We start from the raw sequence: 19,464 nt of genomic DNA, 5'->3' as shown, positions 1-19,464 counted from the left end.
CCTGCCGCTTCATCACACTCAACGGGAGCGATTATGGCAACCATTCACGTAGACGTCGTCAGCGCGGAAGAGCAGATCTTCTCGGGTAAGGCGCGCTTTGTGGCGCTGCCCGGCGAAGCCGGCGAGTTGGGCATTTTGCCCGGCCACACGCCGCTGATCACGCGTATCAAGCCGGGCGCGGTGCGTATCGAGGACGAAGCAGGTAACGAGGACTTCGTCTTCGTGGCCGGCGGCATTCTCGAAGTGCAACCGGGTACGGTCACCGTGCTCGCCGACACCGCCATTCGCGGCAAGGATCTGGACGAGGCGAAGGCTGCCGAAGCCAAGCGCCGCGCGGAAGAAGCGCTGACGAACAAGGATTCGAACATCGAGTATGCGACTGCCCAGGCCGAATTGGCCGAAGCCATCGCCCAACTCGCTGCGATCCAGAAGTTCCGCAAGGTGAAGTAAATCGGCAGGGCGGTTGCGACGGCGTTTTCACCATTGTCGCCGCGTAGCCCGCAATGCCCGCCGTCACGCAGCGGCGTGCGTCACCCGACGTACGTTGCCGCATAGCGGCAGGAAGCCCCATGCATGTGCGTGGGGCTTTTGTTTTGCCTGGTGAATTCGATCACCGATAGCCGTCGATGCTCAAGACGCCGCCAGACTCAGGGCCATCCCCACTCGTTCCGTCACTCGAATTACGTTAACGTAAACGTCAAGCCAGCGTGACGCACTATTGTTATGAAGAGAAGCCCGCCATCGTTCGATGCAACGATAAGCGAGCCATTCACTCGCTAGCGCCACGCGACAGCATTTCGCCACTTCAGCATTGCTTCAGGAGACACAAGCATGGAAAGCCGGGAAGGTGCGGGCGTTGTACCTCGTAATGGACTGTCGTACGTGAAAGGCGATACTGCCGTGCCGCTTTCGACGTTGACGGTGTTTGGTTTGCTTGCCCAGACGGCGGCGAAGTTTCCGGAGCGCCAGGCCGTGGTGTTTCGGGAGCAGGGCGTGGACTGGACGTGGCGCGAATTCATCGCACACGTCGATACCTTTGCCACCGGACTGATGTCGTTGGGGCTGAAGAAGGGCGATCGCGTAGGTATCTGGTCGCCGAACCGCGTCGAATGGCTGGTCACGCAGTTCGCGACCGCACGTATCGGCCTGATTCTCGTGAACATCAATCCAGCGTATCGGCTCGCTGAACTGGAATACGCGATCAACAAAGTGGGTTGTAAGGCACTTGTGGCCGCGGAGTCTTTCAAGACGTCGCGCTACCTCGACATGCTCAACGTGCTCGCGCCGGAGCTGGCAACGTGCACCCCCGGCCAACTGAAGTCGGAAAAGCTGCCGACATTGCGAACGGTCATCCGCATGGGCATGGACACCACGCCCGGCATGATGAATTACGGCGACGTGGTGGCGCTCGGCGCGGATGTCGATCTCGTCAAACTGCGTGCGATTTCCGATTCGCTCGATTGTTTCGACGCCATCAATATCCAGTTCACGAGCGGCACGACGGGCAACCCGAAGGGCGCCACGCTCACGCACCACAACATCGTCAACAACGGCCGCTACATCGCCATGGCGATGCGCTTCTCCGAGCACGACAGTCTGTGCATTCCCGTGCCGTTCTATCACTGCTTCGGCATGGTGCTGGCGGTACTTGCCTGCGTGTCGACGGGCGCGACGATGGTGTTTCCGGGCGAGGCGTTCGATCCGAGGGCCACGATGGCCGCCGTGTCGGAAGAGCGCTGTACGGCGCTGCATGGCGTGCCGACGATGTTCATCGCTCAACTCGATCATCCGGCGTTCGGCTACTACCACTTCGATTCTCTGCGTACGGGGATCATGGCGGGCTCGCCGTGCCCCATCGAAACGATGAAACGCGTCATCGGCGAAATGCACATGAGCGAAGTGACCATCGCTTACGGCATGACGGAGACGAGCCCGGTGTCGTTTCAGACCACGACGACCGACCCGCTGGAAAAGCGCGTGGCAACCGTGGGGCGTGTGCAGCCGCACCTCGAAGTGAAGCTCGTGGATGCCGCCGGAGAGATCGTGCCGGTGGGCGAGAAAGGCGAGCTTTGCACGAAGGGCTACTCGGTGATGCAGGGCTATTGGGACGACGAGCCTCGCACGCGTGAAGCGATCCGCGATGGCTGGATGCACACGGGCGATCTCGCCACACTCGACGAAGACGGTTACTGCAATATCGTCGGCCGGGTCAAGGACATGCTCATTCGTGGCGGAGAGAACATCTACCCCCGCGAGATCGAGGAATTCCTGTTCCGTCACCCCAAGGTGCAGGCCGTGCAGGTGTTCGGTGTGCCGGATGCGAAGTACGGCGAGGAAGTCTGTGCATGGATCATTCTCAAGCCGGGGCAGAGCGCGACGGAGGACGATATCCGCGCCTTCTGCAAGGACCAGATCGCGCATTACAAGATTCCGCGCTACATCCGCTTCGTCGACGAGATGCCGATGACGGTCACGGGCAAGGTACAGAAATTCATCATGCGCGAACAGATGGTTGAAACACTCGGTTTGTCCGAAGCGAAGACGGCTTGAGCGAGACGAGGCGCAGGGCCAGGCTCGTCCGGGTGGCGAGCCTCTGCTTATTTTTTAAGCGGAACCGAGACCAATGCCGTATTATTCGGGATTACCCTTGGTCTGCGCCATGCCTGCCCACACATTTCGCACCGTTTTCATTCTTGGCATTCTGTCGGCCATCGGCTCGCTGTCGATCGATATGTATTTGCCTGCGCTGCCGAGCATCGCGCGCGAACTGAACACCACGGATGCGGCCGCGCAATTCTCGCTGGCATCGTTTTTCATCGGCCTGGGGCTTGGTCAGTTGCTGCATGGGCCGCTGGCCGACCGCTATGGCCGCAAGCGTCCGCTGTACGCCGGTCTCGCGCTCTACACGCTCGCGTCGGCTGGCTGCGCGCTGGCGAGCAATATCGAGACGCTGATCGTCTGCCGTTTCATTCAGGCCGTGGGCGGCTGCGCGTGCTTCGTGATCGCACGTGCCATGGCGCGCGATCTGTTCGACACGAGCACGGTGGCGCGCGTGCTGTCGCGCATGACGCTCATCATGGGGGCTGCACCCATCCTCGCGCCGCTCATCGGCGGGCAAGTGCTGATGTTTGTCGGTTGGCGCTGGATCTTCTGGGGGCTGACGGCGTTCGGTGCGATGTGCTTCGCGATGTCCGTCTACTGGCTGCCGGAGACGCGCGCGGCCGCAAAGCAGGCCCGCAACTGGCTCATGACGGCCTGGCACAACTACGGCGCGCTCGTGCGCGACCGCGAGTTCATGGGCAATGCACTGGCGGGCGGCGTCGCGCAAGCCGGCATGTTCGCCTACATCACGGGCTCACCCTTCGTGTTCATCAATCTGTACGGTGTCGACCCGGCGAATTACGGCTGGCTGTTCGGGCTGAACGCCTGCGGCATCATCGCCGGCTCGCAGATCAACGCGCATTTGCTGCGCAAACGCCGTCCGGCCGACGTGTTGCACCGTACCAACAATCTCGTTGCGATTCTCGGATTGTTGATGCTCGGAGTGGCGGCGTTGCAACTGGGCGGGCTGATCGGACTGATGGTGCTGCTCTTCGCTTATGTCACGAGTCTGGGCTTCTCTCAGCCGAACGCCGTGGCCGAAGCCTTGAACCGTCAGCATCAACGCGCGGGCGCCGCATCGGCCCTCCTGGGGGCCTTGCAGTTCCTCGCAGCGGCGAGCGCCGGCGCGGCCGTCGGGCTGATGCACGCGCGCTCGGCGGTGCCGATGGCGGCCGTCATTGCCTTGTGTGGTGTTCTGTCGTGGTGTTTCCACACAGTGCTCATTCGCCGAGCGAAGGCGGCACCCCCGGCCACCGGGACGGTGTGAGGCGACCGCTTCGATGTGCAGAAGCCGGAACCTGCGACATTGCCGGGTGTCTGAAATTCGCAACACAGGGAAGACGCTGCCAGCCGGTAATTTCTCGGGAACTGACCGCCGGGCTTTCTTTCAAACACTGAAATCCGGCGCGCGACAGTGCATCTGTAACAGTTTGTAATTGCTCTGTTCCCGTGTCCGCACCATTGGCAAAGTACGATTCAGCACCTCCTTGCAAAGTCCTCCCCCCCGGTATTTTTTTTGCAAGGATTACTAAAGTTCGGCGAAACCCCGCCGAAATACAGTCAAGCAGTAAAGCGCAGCTTCGTGACACTTTCATGAAACTGCCGTCCGTTACACCGGTCGCTTTCCCCGAGCGCATCGTTGGGGCCGCTCGCGCCCCTGATGTAGGAAAAACTCCTACAAAAAACTTCCGCTTTTCTCACCATCCCACGTAGTTTTTCTCCGATTTCTTTATCGTTCGCCCTTCTCCACAATGCGGGGGAATAGACAGTAGTACCGCAAGATTCATCCATTGCGCCGGGGGGCCGCATGCGAAACAGCGAAACACTGAACGAGATTCGTGAGTTGAATCTCTCCTACCTTGTCCTGGCTCAGCGCCTGATCCGTGAGGATCGCGCCGCGGCGATGTTTCGCCTGGGTATCAGCGACCAGCTTGCCGACGTGCTCGGCAGTCTCACACTGGCTCAACTCGTCAAGTTTGCGGGGTCGAACCAGCTTCTGTGCCGATTTCGATTCGACGACCACGTGATTCTTTCCAGCCTTACACACGGTGCAAAAGACGTGGGTATGCAGCAGTCACACGCATCGATTCTGCTGGCGGGGCAACCCGTAGCGCAGATCGGCTGAGCGTACGACATACGCGACGCTCGCTGCGCCGTCCCGAGGGGCGGCGCTTCGCGTGACTTGCCAGGAAGCCTGTAAATGCGTACCAAAAGCGTCGTTCTCGAGGCCCGAGAGATTCAACTGGCCATAGAACTGATCGAACTCGGCGCCCGCCTCCAGTTGCTGGAAGCCGAAACGAGCCTGAGCCGTGACCGTCTCATCAAGCTCTACAAAGAACTTAAAGGGGCCTCGCCGCCCAAGGGCATGCTGCCGTTCTCGACCGACTGGTTCGTGACGTGGCTGCCGAACATCCATTCGTCACTTTTCCACAACATCTACCGTCATCTGGTTCAGTACGGCGGATGTCAGGGCATCGAAGCTATCGTCAAGGCGTATCGCCTGTACCTCGAGCATGTGGGATTGCATGGATGGGAAGCCGTGCTCGGGTTTACACGGGCGTGGACGCTCGTTCGCTTCTTCGACAGCAAGATGTTGCAGATGACGCCGTGCACGCGCTGCGGCGGTCATTTCGTCACGCACGCGCACGAACCGCATGGCCAGTACGTTTGCGGGCTGTGCCAACCGCCATCGCGTGCCGGTAAGACCCGGAAAGCGAAACACGCGCATGCCGCCGATCTGGCGCCGGCCGTGGCATCGTCCGCACCTGACACGGATATTTCTCCGCTGGCCGCCTGACCAAGCCCACTTCACGAGGTCACACCCCCTACAGTTTCCCTGCGTGTCTGCCGTTAAGCCCTCTGAACAGGAAGGACATTTTTCCGTAGACGTATTTTTGCGAGAGGTATCCGGCAGTGCTTGTCGTCATTGGTTACATCATCGTTCTGGCTTCGGTCTTTGGCGGCTTCGTCATTGGCGGGGGTCACTTGGGCGCGCTGTTTCAGCCGACCGAGCTGCTGATCATCGGTGGCGCGGGCGTCGGCTCGTTCGTGGTGGGCAACAACAGCAAGGCGATCAAGGCGACGATGAAAGCGCTGCCGATGCTGTTCAAGGGCTCGAAATACACCAAAGACCTGTACATGGAGCTGATGGCGCTCCTGTACGTGCTACTCGCGAAGGCGCGCAAGGACGGCATGCTCGCCATCGAAGGGGACGTGGAAGACCCGGCAGCGAGCCCGGTGTTCTCGCAGTACCCGCGCATTCTCGGCGAGCCGCGCATCATGGAATTTCTCACCGACTATCTGCGCCTGATGGTCAGCGGCAACATGAACGCGTTCGAGATCGAGAATCTGATGGATCACGAAATCGAAACGTACCGTCATGAGGGCGAAGTCCCGGCGCACTGTCTGCAAAAGACGGGCGACGCCATGCCGGCCTTCGGTATCGTGGCTGCGGTGATGGGGGTGGTGCACACGATGGCGTCGGCCGACCAGCCGCCTGCCGTGCTGGGTGCGCTGATCGCCCAGGCGCTCGTGGGTACGTTCCTCGGCATTTTGCTGGCTTACGGCTTCATTTCGCCGCTGGCACAACTCATCGAGCACCGCATCAACGAGTCGGTCAAGCTCTACGAGTGCATCAAGGTTACGCTGCTCGCCAGCCTGAACGGTTACGCGCCGGCGCTCTCGGTCGAATTCGGCCGCAAGGTGCTCTATTCCACAGTACGTCCGTCGTTCGCCGAGCTTGAAGAGCACGTGCGACAGGTCAAGTCACGTTGACGGGCGGCAGCAATGAGCGAGAAAGAAGAGCGGCCCATCATCGTCAAACGCCGCAAAGCCGGCGGGCACGGCCATCATGGCGGCGCGTGGAAGATTGCCTACGCCGACTTCATGACGGCCATGATGGCGTTCTTCCTGCTGATGTGGCTGCTCAGCTCCGTGAGCAGTAAGGAGCTGACGGGCATCGCCGAGTATTTCCGCACGCCGCTCAAAGTCGCGCTCACCGGCGGGCGCAACGCGGCGGACAACAGCGGCGTGATTCCCGGCGGCGGCGCCGATACGACGCGCACCGACGGTCAGAAGTCGCGTGGCGATCAGGTCAAGTCGCGTCAGGCGACAACCGCCGAACTGGCCGAGCGTGCCGATGCGCAGCGTTTGCGCGAACTCAAGGCTCGCATCGAGAAGGCCATCGAAAATAACCCGACGCTCAAACAGTTCCGCAAACAATTGCTTATCGATGTGACGACCGAAGGTCTGCGCATCCAGATCGTCGATGACCAGAACCGGCCGATGTTCGCCAACGCGAGCGCGCAGGTGCAGCCGTACATGCGCGACATCCTGCGCGAGATCGGCAAGTCGCTCAACGACGTGCCCAATCGCATCAGCCTCTCGGGTCATACCGACGCCACGGCCTACGCGCAGGGCGACAAGAGCTACAGCAACTGGGAGCTATCCGCCGATCGTGCGAACGCCTCGCGCCGCGAGCTGATTGCGGGCGGCCTCGACAGCGAGAAGGTGTTGCGTGTGGTGGGCCTGGCGTCGACGGTGCCGCTTGATCGTGACGACGCGTACAACCCGATCAATCGCCGTATCAGCATCATCGTGCTCAACCGTCGCGCAGAGCAGTCGTTCAAGCACGAGGGCGACCAGCCGACAATCGATGCCGTGAACGCGCGTGGCGCAGGAAGCGAGGCGGTGAACGCCGCCATCAATGGTACCTTGCCTGCCGTGCCGGGGGTGCCCACGCCGCCTGCGGCGCCGGGCACCGCAGCGCGATAACCGACAAGAGGAGACGCATGCACGCCCTTCGCAACACGATTCTCGCCGTCGACGATTCCGCGTCGATGCGTCAGATTCTGGCGGCAACGCTCGACGAAGCCGGCTACGCCGTGACGACCGCCCGCGACGGGCAGGAAGCGCTGGCGCTGGCGTCGAACACGACCTTCGATCTGGTGCTGACAGACCAGCACATGCCCGGCATGGATGGCCTGTCGCTCATTCGCGCACTGCGCGAACTCGACACGTTTGCCCAGACGCCTATTCTGGTACTGACGACGGAAGTCGATGGTGCATACAAGACGGCAGCCCGCGAAGCGGGCGCCAGCGGCTGGCTGATCAAGCCGGTCGACCCCGAGGCATTGGTCGACGTAGTGGGCTCGCTCGTCGGCGAAGGCGCATGACGATGACGTCGATGGCACAACCAAGTTAGGACGAGGAAATCGGTGGATATCACCCAGTTCTACCAGACCTTTTTCGATGAAGCGGAAGAGTTGCTCGCAGAGATGGAGCACCTCCTGCTCGCGCTCGATATCAATGCGCCGGACAACGAGCAGCTCAACGCGATTTTCCGTGCGGCACATTCGATTAAGGGCGGCGCCGCTACGTTCGGCTTCACCGCGCTCACCGAGACCACTCACCTGCTGGAAAATCTGCTGGACCGCGCGCGTCGCGGCGAATTGCAGTTGCGCACCGAGATGGTCGATACCTTCCTGGAAACCAAAGACGTGTTGCATCAACAGTTGAATGCCTACCGCGCCTCCAGTGAACCCGATGTTGAGGCGATGACGCGCATCTGCGCAATTCTCCAGCAACTCGCCGCTGAAGAAGGCGGGGCCCCGGCCACTGCCGCACCGGTTTCGCCCGTTGCGGCGGCACCGGCGAGCGCGCCTGCAGCACCGGCATCAGGAGATGCCGGCGCTGCGGCAGCCGACGCGAGCGGCGCACCCACGAGCGCCGTGCCGCCGGGTCAGACGCGTCTGAAAGTCACGCTCACCGGCGTGGGCGAAAAAGATCAGGCGTTGCTCGCGGAAGAGCTGGGCAACCTCGGTCAGGTGGCGGGGCGTCAGTCGACCGACGACGCATTGCACCTGTGGCTCGACACCACTTGTGGTGCGGACGACATTCTCGCCGTGTGCTGCTTCGTGATCGAGCCGTCGCAGATCGACGTGCAGGATGCCTCTGCCGTGGCGGCCGCACCTGCGGCACCTGATGCGCCGGCGCAAGCCCCTGTGGCGGCGCCGGTTCAGACGGCGGAAGTCTTTGCGCAGGCACCGGCTGCCTCGGCGCCGATCGAAGTGCCCGCTGCGCCGGCACCCGTTGCACCGCCTGCGCCCGAGCAAATCGTCGTGCCCACCGCCCCGGTGGCCCAGGCGGGCTCGGGTGGTAATGGCGCCCATCACCCGCCGGAAAAGCGCGCGGCAGCCGCGCCGGCCGGTGCGGCTGCCGGACATGAGAACAGCTCGATTCGCGTGGGCGTTGAAAAGGTCGACCAGCTCATCAACCTCGTGGGCGAACTGGTGATCACGCAGGCGATGCTCGCGCAAACGGCGAGCAGCCTCGACCCGATGCTTCACGACCGTTTGTTCAACGGCATGGGCCAGCTCGAGCGCAACGCGCGCGATCTGCAAGAGGCCGTGATGTCCATCCGCATGATGCCGATGGATTACGTGTTCTCGCGTTTCCCGCGCCTCGTGCGCGATCTCGCTGGCAAGCTGGGCAAGCAAATCGAACTCGTCACGTTCGGTCAGGCGACCGAACTCGACAAGAGCCTGATCGAGCGCATCATCGATCCGCTCACGCACCTTGTGCGCAACAGTCTGGACCACGGTATCGAAACGTCGGAGGCGCGTCTGGCCTCGGGCAAGGACCCGGTCGGCCAACTGGTGCTGTCTGCCGCGCATCAGGGCGGCAATATCGTGATCGAAGTGAGCGACGACGGCGCGGGCCTGCGTCGTGAGAAGATTCTCGCCAAGGCACAGCAGCAGGGCATGAACGTGTCCGATTCGATGACGGACGAGGAAGTCTGGCAACTGATTTTTGCGCCAGGCTTCTCCACGGCGGAAGCGGTGACCGACGTGTCGGGCCGCGGCGTGGGCATGGACGTCGTCAAGCGAAACATCCAGCAGATGGGCGGCCATGTGGAGATTCTGTCCTCGCGCGGCAAGGGCACCACGATCCGCATCGTGCTGCCGCTCACGCTCGCGATTCTCGACGGCATGTCCGTCAAGGTCGGTCCCGAGATCTTCATCCTCCCGCTGAACTTCGTGATGGAGTCGCTGCAACCGCGTCGCGACGACATTCGCGCCGTGACCGGCGAAGGTCAGGTCGTGCTGGTGCGCGGCGAGTACCTGCCGCTCGTCGAGCTGTATCGCGCGTTCGACGTGCCGGAAGCGCGCCTCGACCCCACGCAGGGCATCATCGTGATCCTTCAGGCCGAAGGCCGCCGCTTCGCGTTGCTGGTGGACGAACTGGTCGGTCAGCAGCAGGTCGTGGTGAAGAACCTCGAAACCAATTACCGCCGTATTCACGGTATTTCCGCCGCCACCATCATGGGTGACGGCAGTGTGGCTTTGATCGTCGACGTGGCGGCGCTTCAGCGCGGCCAGCGCTCGGCGGTAGCCACCATCTTCAACTGAAGTCGGAGACGCGTTAGATGGACAACCTTTCGCAAGAGCAGGCCGTGTCGCGCCAGGGCGGCGCCATGCAGACCGATGGCGACGGTCAGGAATTTCTGGTCTTCACGCTCGGTGAAGAGGAATACGGCATCGACATTCTGAAGGTGCAGGAGATTCGCGGTTACGACGCGGTCACGCGCATCGCCAATGCGCCGGATTTCATCAAGGGCGTGATCAATCTGCGCGGCATCATCGTGCCGATCGTGGACATGCGCATCAAGTTCCGTCTGGGCCGCGTCGAGTACGACACGCAGACGGTCGTGATCATTCTGAACGTGGCGGGCCGCGTGGTCGGTATGGTGGTCGACGGCGTGTCTGACGTGCTTACGCTCGCACGCGGTGAAATCAAGCCGGCGCCCGAGTTCGGTGCGCAACTGGCGACCGAGTACATCACGGGTCTGGGCACGGTCGAAGGCCGCATGCTGATCCTGATGGACATCGAGAAGCTGATGACCAGCGACGATATGGCGCTCATCGAGCGTCTGGCGAGCTGAGCACCGGCAGCAGACGCGCAAAGCAAGATACACATAGCGCGGACGTGAACGACGGGCCGAGACACCCGCAGCATCACACCACAAACCATAACCCACTCACCCCAGTCCACGGAGACCGAGCACGTGCGCAATAACCAGCCCGTCACCCAAAACGAATTCGTCATCGGCGAGCATCAGTACCTGATCTCGCGAACGGATCTCAAGGGGCGGATCACGTACGCCAATCCCGCCTTCGTGGAGGTGAGCGGCTATTCGCGCGATGAACTGCTGGGAGCGCCGCACAACATCGTGCGCCATCCGGACATGCCGCCGGAGGCATTCGGCGATCTGTGGGAGACCATTCAGCGCGGCGACACGTGGGTCGGGCTGGTGAAGAACCGCCGTAAGAACGGCGACTACTACTGGGTGCTGGCGACCGTGACGCCGACGCAGGAAAACGGCACGGTGGTGGGTTACACGTCGGTGCGCGTACGCCCGGCGGCGGGGGCGACGGCGCAGGCTGAAACCCTCTACGCGCGCTTTCGCAATGGGCAGGCCGGCAATCTGCGCATTCGCGGCGGTAAGGTCGAGCGCGGCGGTATTGCGGCACTGGTGCGCAAGGTGCGTCTCGATACGCTGCGTGCGCGTCTGACCGGCATGATCGTGCTCGGCGCGATCATGCTCGTCGTGATCGGCGCTTTGGGCATGTGGGGCGTGTCGAGCAGCAATCAGAAGCTGTTGCGGGTGTATCAGAACGGTATGGTGCCGGTGAGCACGCTGGGTGTGATCGGCCAGAAGCTGGACCGCGATGTGCTGCTCGTGGCGGAAGCCGTAGGCAGCCCGAACCTCGACGCCATGAAGCGTGCGGGTGACGAAATCGCGGGCAGTCTCGACGAGATCAACCGTCAGTGGGCGGAGTACATGAAGTCGGTCGATCCGGCGACGCAGGCGCAGGCGGAGCGTTTCAACGTGATTCGCCAGCGCTTCACGACCGACGGCCTTCAACAAACGGTCGCGATGCTGGGGGCCGGCTCGGCCGAGGGCGCCCAACAGACGTATATCGAGAAGGTGAAGCCGGCCTACGGCCCGATGCGCGACGAGCTGAACGTGCTCACGCGTCTCGAACTCACGCAGGCGACCGATCTGTACGAGCAAGCGCAGAAGGAACACACCCTCGTGCGCGGTGCCACGGTGGTGGCGGTGCTCGGCGGCATTGTCATCCTGTTCGTTCTCGGCAGCATTCTGCGCCGCGCGATCAACCATCCGCTGCGCGTCGCGCTCTCGATGTCCAAGCAGATCGCGGCGGGCGACTTGACGGGCAACGCCGAAGGCTCGGGCCACGACGAAATCGGGCAGTTGCTCTTCAGCCTCACGATCATGAAGAACAGTCTGCTGTCCATCGTTTCGGACGTGCGTGAAGGCATCGACTCGATTAATGTGGCCTCGCGCGAAATCGCTGCGGGCAACACTGATCTGTCGGCCCGCACGGAGCAACAAGCCGCCTCGCTGGAGCAGACGGCCTCGTCGATGGAGCAGCTCACGGCCACGGTCAAGCAGAACGCCGACAACGCCCGGCAGGCGAGCGCGATGGCGGTGAACGCCTCGGAGATTGCCGCGCGCGGCGGTCAGGTGGTGGGCAACGTCGTCGACACCATGGACGGCATCTCGACGAGTTCGCACAAGATCGTCGACATCATCAGCGTGATCGAAGGCATTGCCTTCCAGACCAACATTCTCGCGTTGAACGCTGCCGTGGAAGCGGCCCGTGCGGGCGAGCAGGGGCGTGGCTTCGCCGTGGTGGCGGGCGAAGTGCGCACGCTGGCGCAACGCAGTGCGGCAGCGGCGAAGGAAATCAAGGTGCTGATCGAAGACTCGGTCGGGCGCGTGGAAAATGGCTCGGCGCTCGTGGCGAAGGCCGGTCAGACGATGGACGAGATCGTGCAGGCGGTCAAACGCGTGACCGACATCATGGGCGAGATCTCGGCGGCCTCGGCCGAACAGTCGAGCGGCATCGAACAGGTCAACCGTGCCGTGACGCAGATGGACGAAGTCACGCAACAGAACGCGGCACTCGTGGAAGAAGCGGCGGCTGCCGCCGGCTCGCTCGAAGACCAGGCGCATCGCTTGCGCGACGCGGTTGCCGTCTTCCGTGTCGGCGACAGCGTCAAGCTCGCCGCAGCGCCCAGCGCCACGATGCTACGCACCGCGTCTATCGCGCGGCAGGCGAGTGCGGCGGCACCGGCGGTTTCAGCCACAACGGTGGCCGCGGTGGCCGCGCCAGCAACGGTCGCAGCATCGACAGCCAGCGCCGCTCCGGCACGCGCCAGTGCCGGCGGGGGCGCGACGCGTGCAGTGACGCGCCGTGCGCAGCCGCCCGCGCCTGCGGCCACTACCGCACAAGAAGACGCACAGGTGCTGCAAATCGCAGCACGGCGGGGCAAGGTGCCGGCAGGCGGATCGGCAGGAGCGGCGGCGGCGAAGTCGAGTGATCCGGGAGATTGGGAAGAGTTTTGACGTTTCGATGATTCAGATGGGTATGCCGGCCGCTGGCCGGTCTTCACGGGGTAGAGGTCGTTATGTTTAAGAATGTCACCATCCGGGCTCGGCTGACGCTGGCGCTAGGACTCTTCATGGTGTTGCTGGTTGTCGGCGCCGCTGTGGGGCTCGTCTCGCTGCGACAAAGCAATGCATCGCTGCAGGAGATTTACTCGAACGACATGGCGTCGGCACGCTCGCTCGCACAGACGACGGTCGCGACATTGGGCGCACGTGTGACTCTCTCGCGCATCGAATTCATTGCCGATCCGACCGAGATCAAGACGGCGATCGAAAACGTTCGCAACAACCTCAAGAAGGCTGACAGCGCCTGGGCCGCCTACGCCGCGCTGCCGATGAGCGACGGCGAGAAGAGCATCGCCGACGCTGTGATCTCCGCTCGCGGCAAAGTGGTCAACGACGGCATCCTGCCCGCACTCAAGGCCATCGAATCCGGCGACATTCCCGACTTCCACGCTAAGACGGTGATCGACGTGCCGCGCTTGTTCGCCGACTACACGAAGGCGATGACCACACTGGCCGATTTGCAGGTCAAGAACGCCGAAGATCGTTACCTCGACGCGCAGAGCCGCTACACGATGGTGATGTGGATGGTCGGCCTGGGCCTCGCCGTGGGCCTGCTCGTCGGCATCGTGACGCAGGTCACGCTCACGCGCGCTATCGTGGGCCCGATCAACGACGCTATCAAGCACTTCGAGAAGATTGCCGGCGGTGACCTCACGCAACGCGTCGACGTGTCGAACGACACGGAAACCGGACGTCTGTTCAAGGGCGTGAGACACATGCAGGACAGCCTCGTGCGCACCGTCGCGGAAGTTCGCTCGGGCACCGAGTCGATCACCTCTGCGGCACAGCAGATCGCTGCCGGCAACACCGATCTGTCGGCCCGCACGGAACAGCAGGCCGCGTCGCTCGAAGAAACGGCCTCGTCGATGGAAGAACTCACCGCCACTGTGCGCCAGAACGCGGACAACGCGCGTCAGGCCAGTCAGCTTGCCGTGAACGCCTCGGAAATCGCCACGCGTGGCGGTGAAGTCTCCGGGCAGGTCGGTGAAACGATGGATGGCATCTCGGCCAGCTCGAACAAGATCGTCGACATCATCAGCGTGATCGACGGCATCGCCTTCCAGACCAACATTCTCGCGTTGAACGCCGCCGTGGAAGCCGCGCGTGCCGGTGAGCAAGGTCGCGGCTTTGCCGTGGTGGCGGGCGAAGTACGCACGCTGGCGCAACGCAGTGCGGCAGCAGCGAAGGAAATCAAGGCACTGATCGAAGATTCGGCCCGCCGCGTGCAAGACGGCACGGCGCTCGTGGCGCAGCAGGGCCAAACGATGGGCGAGATCGTGCAGGCGGTCAAACGCGTGACCGACATCATGGGCGAGATCTCGGCGGCCTCGGCCGAACAGTCGAGCGGTATCGAACAGGTCAACCGCGCGATCACGCAGATGGACGAAGTGACGCAGCAGAATGCGGCGCTCGTGGAAGAAGCGGCGGCCGCCGCCGGCTCGCTGGAAGAGCAGGCCAATCGTCTGAAGTCGGTCGTCTCGGTGTTCCGCCTGGACGCCGGTCAGGCCGCGGCAAATCACGCGGCGCCGACGCTGGCGGCGATGCCGGGCGCCGTGCGTCCGGCAGCGAAGAAGGTGGCGGCGTCCGCCGCTGCGACACCGTCGCCGGCGCCGACGGCGAAGGCGAAGGCCGCATCGGCACCGCAGCGCAAACCGGCACCGGCCGCAGCCGCGCCAGCGGCCCGTACCGGCACGGACGACGCGAGCGGCGACTGGGAAACCTTCTGAGCGGGCGTCAAAGGCAACCAGGTAACAACCTATAGGAACGGTGCACGCGTTTGTCCCGGCGCAGGATGGGCCGGAATCGACGAGATGCGTGTCGGCAAGTGGCAATAATCGGTAAGACGAGACGCCGTCGCGCGCATTACGCCGCGACGTGCGGCGGGTGGAGGGTCACATCATGATGCAGTTGAGTCTCAAGGCAAAACTCTGGTCAGCGCTTGCGCTGATGTGGCTGGGGCTTTTGATTCTCGGCGGCTGGGCTGCCTGGCACGAGCGCGGCACGGTGATATCGGAGCGACGCTCAGCGCTGGAGCACATCGTCTCCAGTGCCGATGGGATCGTGCGCGACTACGCGGCGCAGGCTGCGGCGGGCAAGATCGGCGTCGACGAGGCGAAGCAGCAGGCCATGGCCCGCCTCAAGATGATGCGTTATGGCGACAACGGGTATCTGGTCATCTTCAATACCACGCCGACCGTGCTCATGCACCCGACACTCGTCGATTTGGTCAACAAGGACGTCTCCAATTACAAGGATTCGAGCGGCAAACTGCTTTTCGTCGAGATGGCGCAAGTCGCCAAGAGCAAGGGCTCGGGTTTCGTCGATTACTACGGCCGCATGCCCGGTAGCGACAAATTTCTCGCAAAGCTCTCGTTCGTGAAGTACTTTGCGCCCTGGGACTGGGCCGTGATGAGCGGCGTGTACGTGCAGGACATCGATGAAGCGTTCTATGCCACGCTGTGGCGTCTGAGCATTGCGATGCTTGCCGTCGGCCTCATCGTGACTGCTGCAATGATGGCGATCATTCGCAACGTGCAACGCAGTCTCGGTGGCGAACCCGATTACGCGGCCGAAATCGCGCACCGCATCGCCGGCGGCAATCTTTACGATCCTGTCGACGTCGCGCCGGGCGACACCGGCAGCCTGGTCTACGCGATGCAGCACATGCAGCAGACGCTCGCCGAGACCATCGGACAGATTCGCCAGGGCACCGAGTCGATCACGACGGCCGCGCATCAGATCGCGGCCGGCAACACCGATCTGTCGGCGCGTACCGAGCAACAGGCCGCGTCGCTCGAAGAGACGGCCTCGTCGATGGAACAGCTCACGGCCACGGTCAAGCAGAACGCGGACAACGCGCGTCAGGCCAGTCAGCTTGCCGTGAACGCCTCGGACATCGCTACGCGTGGCGGTGAAGTCTCCGGGCAGGTCGGCGAAACGATGGACGGCATCTCGGCCAGTTCGAACAAGATTGTCGACATCATCGGGGTGATCGATGGCATTGCCTTCCAGACCAATATCCTCGCGTTGAACGCCGCCGTGGAAGCGGCCCGTGCGGGCGAGCAGGGGCGCGGCTTTGCCGTGGTGGCGGGCGAAGTGCGCACGCTGGCGCAGCGCAGCGCGGCGGCGGCGAAGGAAATCAAGACGCTGATCGAAGACTCGGCGCGCCGCGTGCACGACGGTACGGCGCTCGTGACGCAACAACGTCAGACGATGGGCGAGATCGTGCAGGCGGTCAAACGCGTGACCGACATCATGGGCGAGATCTCGGCGGCCTCGGCCGAACAGTCGAGCGGCATCGAACAGGTCAACCGCGCGATCACGCAGATGGACGAAGTGACGCAGCAGAATGCGGCGCTCGTGGAAGAAGCGGCCGCCGCCGCCGGCGCACTGGAGTCGCAGGCGGACGAACTGCGCGATGCCGTGTCGGTGTTCCAGACGAACGCAACGGGCGGCGCGAGCGAGCGTGCCATGAGCGCAACGCGCCGGGAACCGACGCCGCGGCCGTTGGCTCGCGTGGCATGAATGTGAGCACAACAATGAGCATGACGTCCGACGATTGACGCTGTAGCAAAGTGAGAAACCATGACTGATTCGCGCAATACCTCGCTGCTGTCGCGCCGCGGTGCCGCTGGCAATACCGGCGCGCACGACGCTGGCAGCTCGCGCAGCGCGGATTTTGCGCGCGCAAGCGGTGCCGCCCTCTCGGGCGAGCGCGACTTTGCCTTCTCGCTGGCCGATTTCAGCCGCATCCGCAACCTGATCTATCAGCGTGCCGGGATCGCGCTGGCCGAACACAAGCGCGAGATGGTGTACAGCCGCATCGCGCGGCGTTTGCGCGCGCTCGGCATGACGAGTTTCACCGAATACCTCGACATGCTCGAGGCCGATACCGGCGACGGCGAGTGGGAGTCGTTCACCAACGCGTTGACGACCAATCTCACGTCGTTCTTCCGTGAATCGCATCACTTCCCGTTGCTCGCCGACTTTGTGCGCCAGCGCCCCAAGCCGATTTCGGTCTGGTGCTGCGCGGCGTCGACCGGCGAAGAGCCGTACTCGATTGCGATGACGCTCGTCGACACGCTGGGCTCGCGCCCGAATGCGAGCGTGCTGGCCACGGATGTAGATACACAGGTGCTGACGCGCGCGTCGGCCGCCGTCTATAACGGCGAGCAGACCGGCAAACTCTCGCAAGAGCAATTGCGCCGCCACTTTCTGCGCGGCACGGGCGCGAACGCGGGCAAGATCAAGGTGCGTCCGGAGTTGCAGCAACTCGTGACGTTCGAACCGCTGAACTTGCTGGCGCCGTCGTGGCAGATCGGCGGTCCGTTCGACGTCATCTTCTGCCGTAACGTGATGATCTATTTCGACAAGGAAACGCAGGCGCGGATTCTCGAGCGCTTCGTGCCCTTGCTAAAGCCGGACGGGTTGCTCTTCGCCGGGCACTCCGAGAACTTTACCTATGTGAGCCGGGCGTTCCGACTGCGTGGGCAGACGGTCTACGAACTGGCCGGCACGAGTGCCCGGGGAGCCTGACATGGCGCAACCACTGGCCGAAGCGCTCGCGACCAACCATTACTTCGACAATGCGTTCAACACGCAGGCGGTGAAATTGCTGCCGTCGGAGTATTACGTCACGACCGAGGACATCATGCTCGTGACGGTGCTTGGTTCGTGTGTGGCTGCATGCGTGCGCGACAGCGTCACGGGTATCGGCGGCATGAACCATTTCATGCTGCCGGACGATGGCGAAAGCGAGCGCGACCGTATACTCTCGGCGTCCATGCGTTACGGCGCATACGCCATGGAAATGCTCATCAACGAGCTGATCAAGCTCGGCGCAAAGCGCGAACGTCTCGAAGCGAAAGTCTTCGGTGGCGGCGCGGTGCTGGCGGGCATGACCACACTGAACATCGGCGATCGCAATGCGAACTTCGTGTTGCGCTATCTCGAGATGGAGCAGATTCGCGTCACGGCGCAGGATTTGCTCGGACCGCATCCGCGCAAGGTGTGCTTTTTACCGCGCACCGGGCGGGTGATGGTCAAGAAGCTGGGCGACCGGGGAGATCCGGCCATCGTCCAGCGGGAACAGGCGTATGCGCAGCGTTTGCGCACACGCGAAGTACGGGGCTCCGTAGAACTCTTTGCGCCACCGGCCAGAAATGCCAAGCCTCGGCCGGGGCCTGACAACCGACAAATGGAGGAGGCTTGAGCGAACCAATCAAAGTCCTGTGCGTGGACGATTCCGCACTCGTACGCAGTCTGATGACCGAGATCATCAATGCGCAACCGGACATGACCGTTGTGGCGACCGCACCCGATCCGCTCGTGGCGCGCGACCTAATCAAGCAGTACAACCCGGACGTGCTCACGCTCGACGTCGAAATGCCGCGCATGGACGGGCTGGACTTCCTTGAGAAGCTCATGCGCCTGCGTCCGATGCCGGTGCTCATGGTGTCGTCGCTGACCGAGCGCGGCTCGGAAGTCACGCTGCGTGCGCTCGAACTCGGCGCGGTGGACTTCGTGACCAAGCCGCGCCTGGGAATTCGCGACGGCATGCTCGAATACGGCGAGATGATCGCCGACAAGATTCGTGCGGCCGCCCGTGCCCGGGTGCGTAGCGCCCCGCCCAAGAGCGCGGCGCCCGTACCGATCGAAGCGGCGCCGATGTTGCGCAACCCGCTGGTGTCGACGGAGAAGCTGATTATCATCGGCGCGTCGACGGGCGGCACCGAAGCGATTCGAGAGGTGCTGGTGCCGATGCCGCCGGATGCCCCGGCGATTCTGATTACCCAGCATATGCCGGCCGGTTTCACCAAGTCGTTCGCGCAGCGCCTGAACGGCCTGTGCCGCATCACGGTGAAGGAAGCCGAGCATGGCGAGCGTGTGTTGCCGGGCCACGCGTACATCGCGCCGGGCGGCGATACTCACTTGCAGCTCTCGCGCAGCGGCGCGAACTATGTGGCCTTGCTCGACCCGGCACCGCCGGTGAATCGACATCGGCCGTCGGTCGATGTATTGTTTCGCTCCGCGGCCGTGCATGCCGGGCGCAACGCGATCGGGGTCATTCTCACGGGTATGGGCCGCGACGGCGCGGCCGGTCTCGTGGAAATGCGCCAGGCCGGTGCATATACCTTCGCGCAGGACGAAGCGAGCTGTATCGTGTTCGGCATGCCGCGCGAGGCCATTGCGATGGGTGGCGCAGAAGAGGTGGTGCCGTTGCACGAAATGGCCCGCAAAGTGCTGCATCAGGTCGCGAAATTTGGCGAACGCACCCAACGAGTATAGTAGGGCGCTTTTTGGCGTTTTTTCGCCGTATG

At 63.1% G+C, this 19,464-nt stretch carries 16 protein-coding genes; all 16 read left to right on the top strand.

The window, feature by feature from the left end; genetic code table 11:
* The first annotated feature begins 33 nt into the window (after positions 1–33).
* The 16 genes from PHO31112_RS12560 to PHO31112_RS12485 all read left to right on the top strand — a co-directional run bounded on the left by PHO31112_RS12560 (position 34) and on the right by PHO31112_RS12485 (position 19,432).
* Positions 34–450, top strand: a complete 417-nt coding sequence (locus PHO31112_RS12560) for a F0F1 ATP synthase subunit epsilon (RefSeq protein ID WP_150620809.1) — start codon at positions 34–36, stop codon at positions 448–450.
* 381 nt (positions 451–831) lie between these two features.
* Positions 832–2,550 (top strand): AMP-binding protein, encoded by a 1,719-nt coding sequence (locus tag PHO31112_RS12555; protein WP_150620808.1) that lies wholly within the window; start codon positions 832–834, stop codon positions 2,548–2,550.
* Between the two features lie 109 nt (positions 2,551–2,659).
* Positions 2,660–3,868, top strand: a complete 1,209-nt coding sequence (locus tag PHO31112_RS12550; protein WP_150620807.1) for a Bcr/CflA family multidrug efflux MFS transporter — start codon at positions 2,660–2,662, stop codon at positions 3,866–3,868.
* 540 nt (positions 3,869–4,408) lie between these two features.
* Positions 4,409–4,726: a flagellar transcriptional regulator FlhD gene (gene flhD / locus PHO31112_RS12545; protein WP_150620806.1), complete on the top strand. Its 318-nt coding sequence runs from the start codon at positions 4,409–4,411 to the stop codon at positions 4,724–4,726.
* Between the two features lie 75 nt (positions 4,727–4,801).
* Complete coding sequence (gene flhC / locus PHO31112_RS12540) at positions 4,802–5,398, top strand: flagellar transcriptional regulator FlhC (RefSeq protein ID WP_150620805.1); 597 nt, start codon at positions 4,802–4,804, stop codon at positions 5,396–5,398.
* Between the two features lie 116 nt (positions 5,399–5,514).
* Positions 5,515–6,375 carry a flagellar motor stator protein MotA gene (gene motA, locus PHO31112_RS12535; RefSeq protein WP_010807751.1) on the top strand — a complete coding sequence of 287 codons (861 nt, stop codon included), beginning with the start codon at positions 5,515–5,517 and terminating at the stop codon, positions 6,373–6,375.
* A gap of 12 nt (positions 6,376–6,387) precedes the next feature.
* Entirely contained in the window at positions 6,388–7,374 is a 987-nt protein-coding gene (gene motB / locus PHO31112_RS12530; RefSeq protein ID WP_150620804.1) for a flagellar motor protein MotB, read from the top strand.
* Positions 7,375–7,391: 17 nt separating this feature from the next.
* The gene (locus PHO31112_RS12525; protein ID WP_150620803.1) at positions 7,392–7,775 is read left to right on the top strand and encodes a response regulator; all 384 of its coding nucleotides are present in this window, start codon (positions 7,392–7,394) and stop codon (positions 7,773–7,775) included.
* Between the two features lie 42 nt (positions 7,776–7,817).
* Positions 7,818–10,010 carry a chemotaxis protein CheA gene (gene cheA / locus PHO31112_RS12520; protein ID WP_150620802.1) on the top strand — a complete coding sequence of 731 codons (2,193 nt, stop codon included), beginning with the start codon at positions 7,818–7,820 and terminating at the stop codon, positions 10,008–10,010.
* A gap of 17 nt (positions 10,011–10,027) precedes the next feature.
* Entirely contained in the window at positions 10,028–10,543 is a 516-nt protein-coding gene (locus tag PHO31112_RS12515; RefSeq protein ID WP_150620801.1) for a chemotaxis protein CheW, read from the top strand.
* Between the two features lie 123 nt (positions 10,544–10,666).
* The gene (locus PHO31112_RS27910; protein WP_150620800.1) at positions 10,667–13,036 is read left to right on the top strand and encodes a methyl-accepting chemotaxis protein; all 2,370 of its coding nucleotides are present in this window, start codon (positions 10,667–10,669) and stop codon (positions 13,034–13,036) included.
* Positions 13,037–13,098: 62 nt separating this feature from the next.
* A complete protein-coding gene (locus PHO31112_RS12505; RefSeq protein ID WP_150620799.1) occupies positions 13,099–14,871 on the top strand; it encodes a methyl-accepting chemotaxis protein in 1,773 nt (590 codons plus the stop codon).
* 172 nt (positions 14,872–15,043) lie between these two features.
* Positions 15,044–16,669 (top strand): methyl-accepting chemotaxis protein, encoded by a 1,626-nt coding sequence (locus PHO31112_RS12500; RefSeq protein WP_150620798.1) that lies wholly within the window; start codon positions 15,044–15,046, stop codon positions 16,667–16,669.
* Positions 16,670–16,729: 60 nt separating this feature from the next.
* Positions 16,730–17,680, top strand: coding sequence for a CheR family methyltransferase (locus PHO31112_RS12495; RefSeq protein ID WP_150620797.1), 951 nt, complete (start codon positions 16,730–16,732; stop codon positions 17,678–17,680).
* 1 nt (position 17,681) lies between these two features.
* Positions 17,682–18,356, top strand: coding sequence for a chemoreceptor glutamine deamidase CheD (gene cheD / locus PHO31112_RS12490; RefSeq protein ID WP_150620796.1), 675 nt, complete (start codon positions 17,682–17,684; stop codon positions 18,354–18,356).
* On the top strand, positions 18,353–19,432 hold the full coding sequence (locus PHO31112_RS12485; RefSeq protein ID WP_150620795.1) for a protein-glutamate methylesterase/protein-glutamine glutaminase: 1,080 nt from the start codon (positions 18,353–18,355) through the stop codon (positions 19,430–19,432). Before cheD ends, PHO31112_RS12485 begins: the two co-directional genes overlap by 4 nt.
* Positions 19,433–19,464: the final 32 nt, after the last annotated feature.

The sequence above is a fragment of the Pandoraea horticolens genome, from assembly GCF_902459555.1.
In the GTDB taxonomy this organism is placed as follows: Bacteria; Pseudomonadota; Gammaproteobacteria; order Burkholderiales; family Burkholderiaceae; genus Pandoraea; species Pandoraea horticolens.
The sequence above is the reverse complement of the archived record's forward strand: the minus strand, read 5'-3'. Positions and strand labels throughout refer to the sequence as shown.

What these genes read in the sequence shown, in the direction of transcription:
- PHO31112_RS12560 (WP_150620809.1), top strand. Translation starts at nt 34, where the DNA reads ATGGCAACCATTCACGTAGACGTCGTCAGCGCGGAAGAGCAGATCTTC.
- PHO31112_RS12555 (WP_150620808.1), top strand. Translation starts at nt 832, where the DNA reads ATGGAAAGCCGGGAAGGTGCGGGCGTTGTACCTCGTAATGGACTGTCG.
- PHO31112_RS12550 (WP_150620807.1), top strand. Translation starts at nt 2,660, where the DNA reads ATGCCTGCCCACACATTTCGCACCGTTTTCATTCTTGGCATTCTGTCG.
- flhD (WP_150620806.1), top strand. Translation starts at nt 4,409, where the DNA reads ATGCGAAACAGCGAAACACTGAACGAGATTCGTGAGTTGAATCTCTCC.
- flhC (WP_150620805.1), top strand. Translation starts at nt 4,802, where the DNA reads ATGCGTACCAAAAGCGTCGTTCTCGAGGCCCGAGAGATTCAACTGGCC.
- motB (WP_150620804.1), top strand. Translation starts at nt 6,388, where the DNA reads ATGAGCGAGAAAGAAGAGCGGCCCATCATCGTCAAACGCCGCAAAGCC.
- PHO31112_RS12525 (WP_150620803.1), top strand. Translation starts at nt 7,392, where the DNA reads ATGCACGCCCTTCGCAACACGATTCTCGCCGTCGACGATTCCGCGTCG.
- PHO31112_RS12515 (WP_150620801.1), top strand. Translation starts at nt 10,028, where the DNA reads ATGGACAACCTTTCGCAAGAGCAGGCCGTGTCGCGCCAGGGCGGCGCC.
- PHO31112_RS12505 (WP_150620799.1), top strand. Translation starts at nt 13,099, where the DNA reads ATGTTTAAGAATGTCACCATCCGGGCTCGGCTGACGCTGGCGCTAGGA.
- PHO31112_RS12500 (WP_150620798.1), top strand. Translation starts at nt 15,044, where the DNA reads ATGATGCAGTTGAGTCTCAAGGCAAAACTCTGGTCAGCGCTTGCGCTG.
- PHO31112_RS12495 (WP_150620797.1), top strand. Translation starts at nt 16,730, where the DNA reads ATGACTGATTCGCGCAATACCTCGCTGCTGTCGCGCCGCGGTGCCGCT.
- cheD (WP_150620796.1), top strand. Translation starts at nt 17,682, where the DNA reads ATGGCGCAACCACTGGCCGAAGCGCTCGCGACCAACCATTACTTCGAC.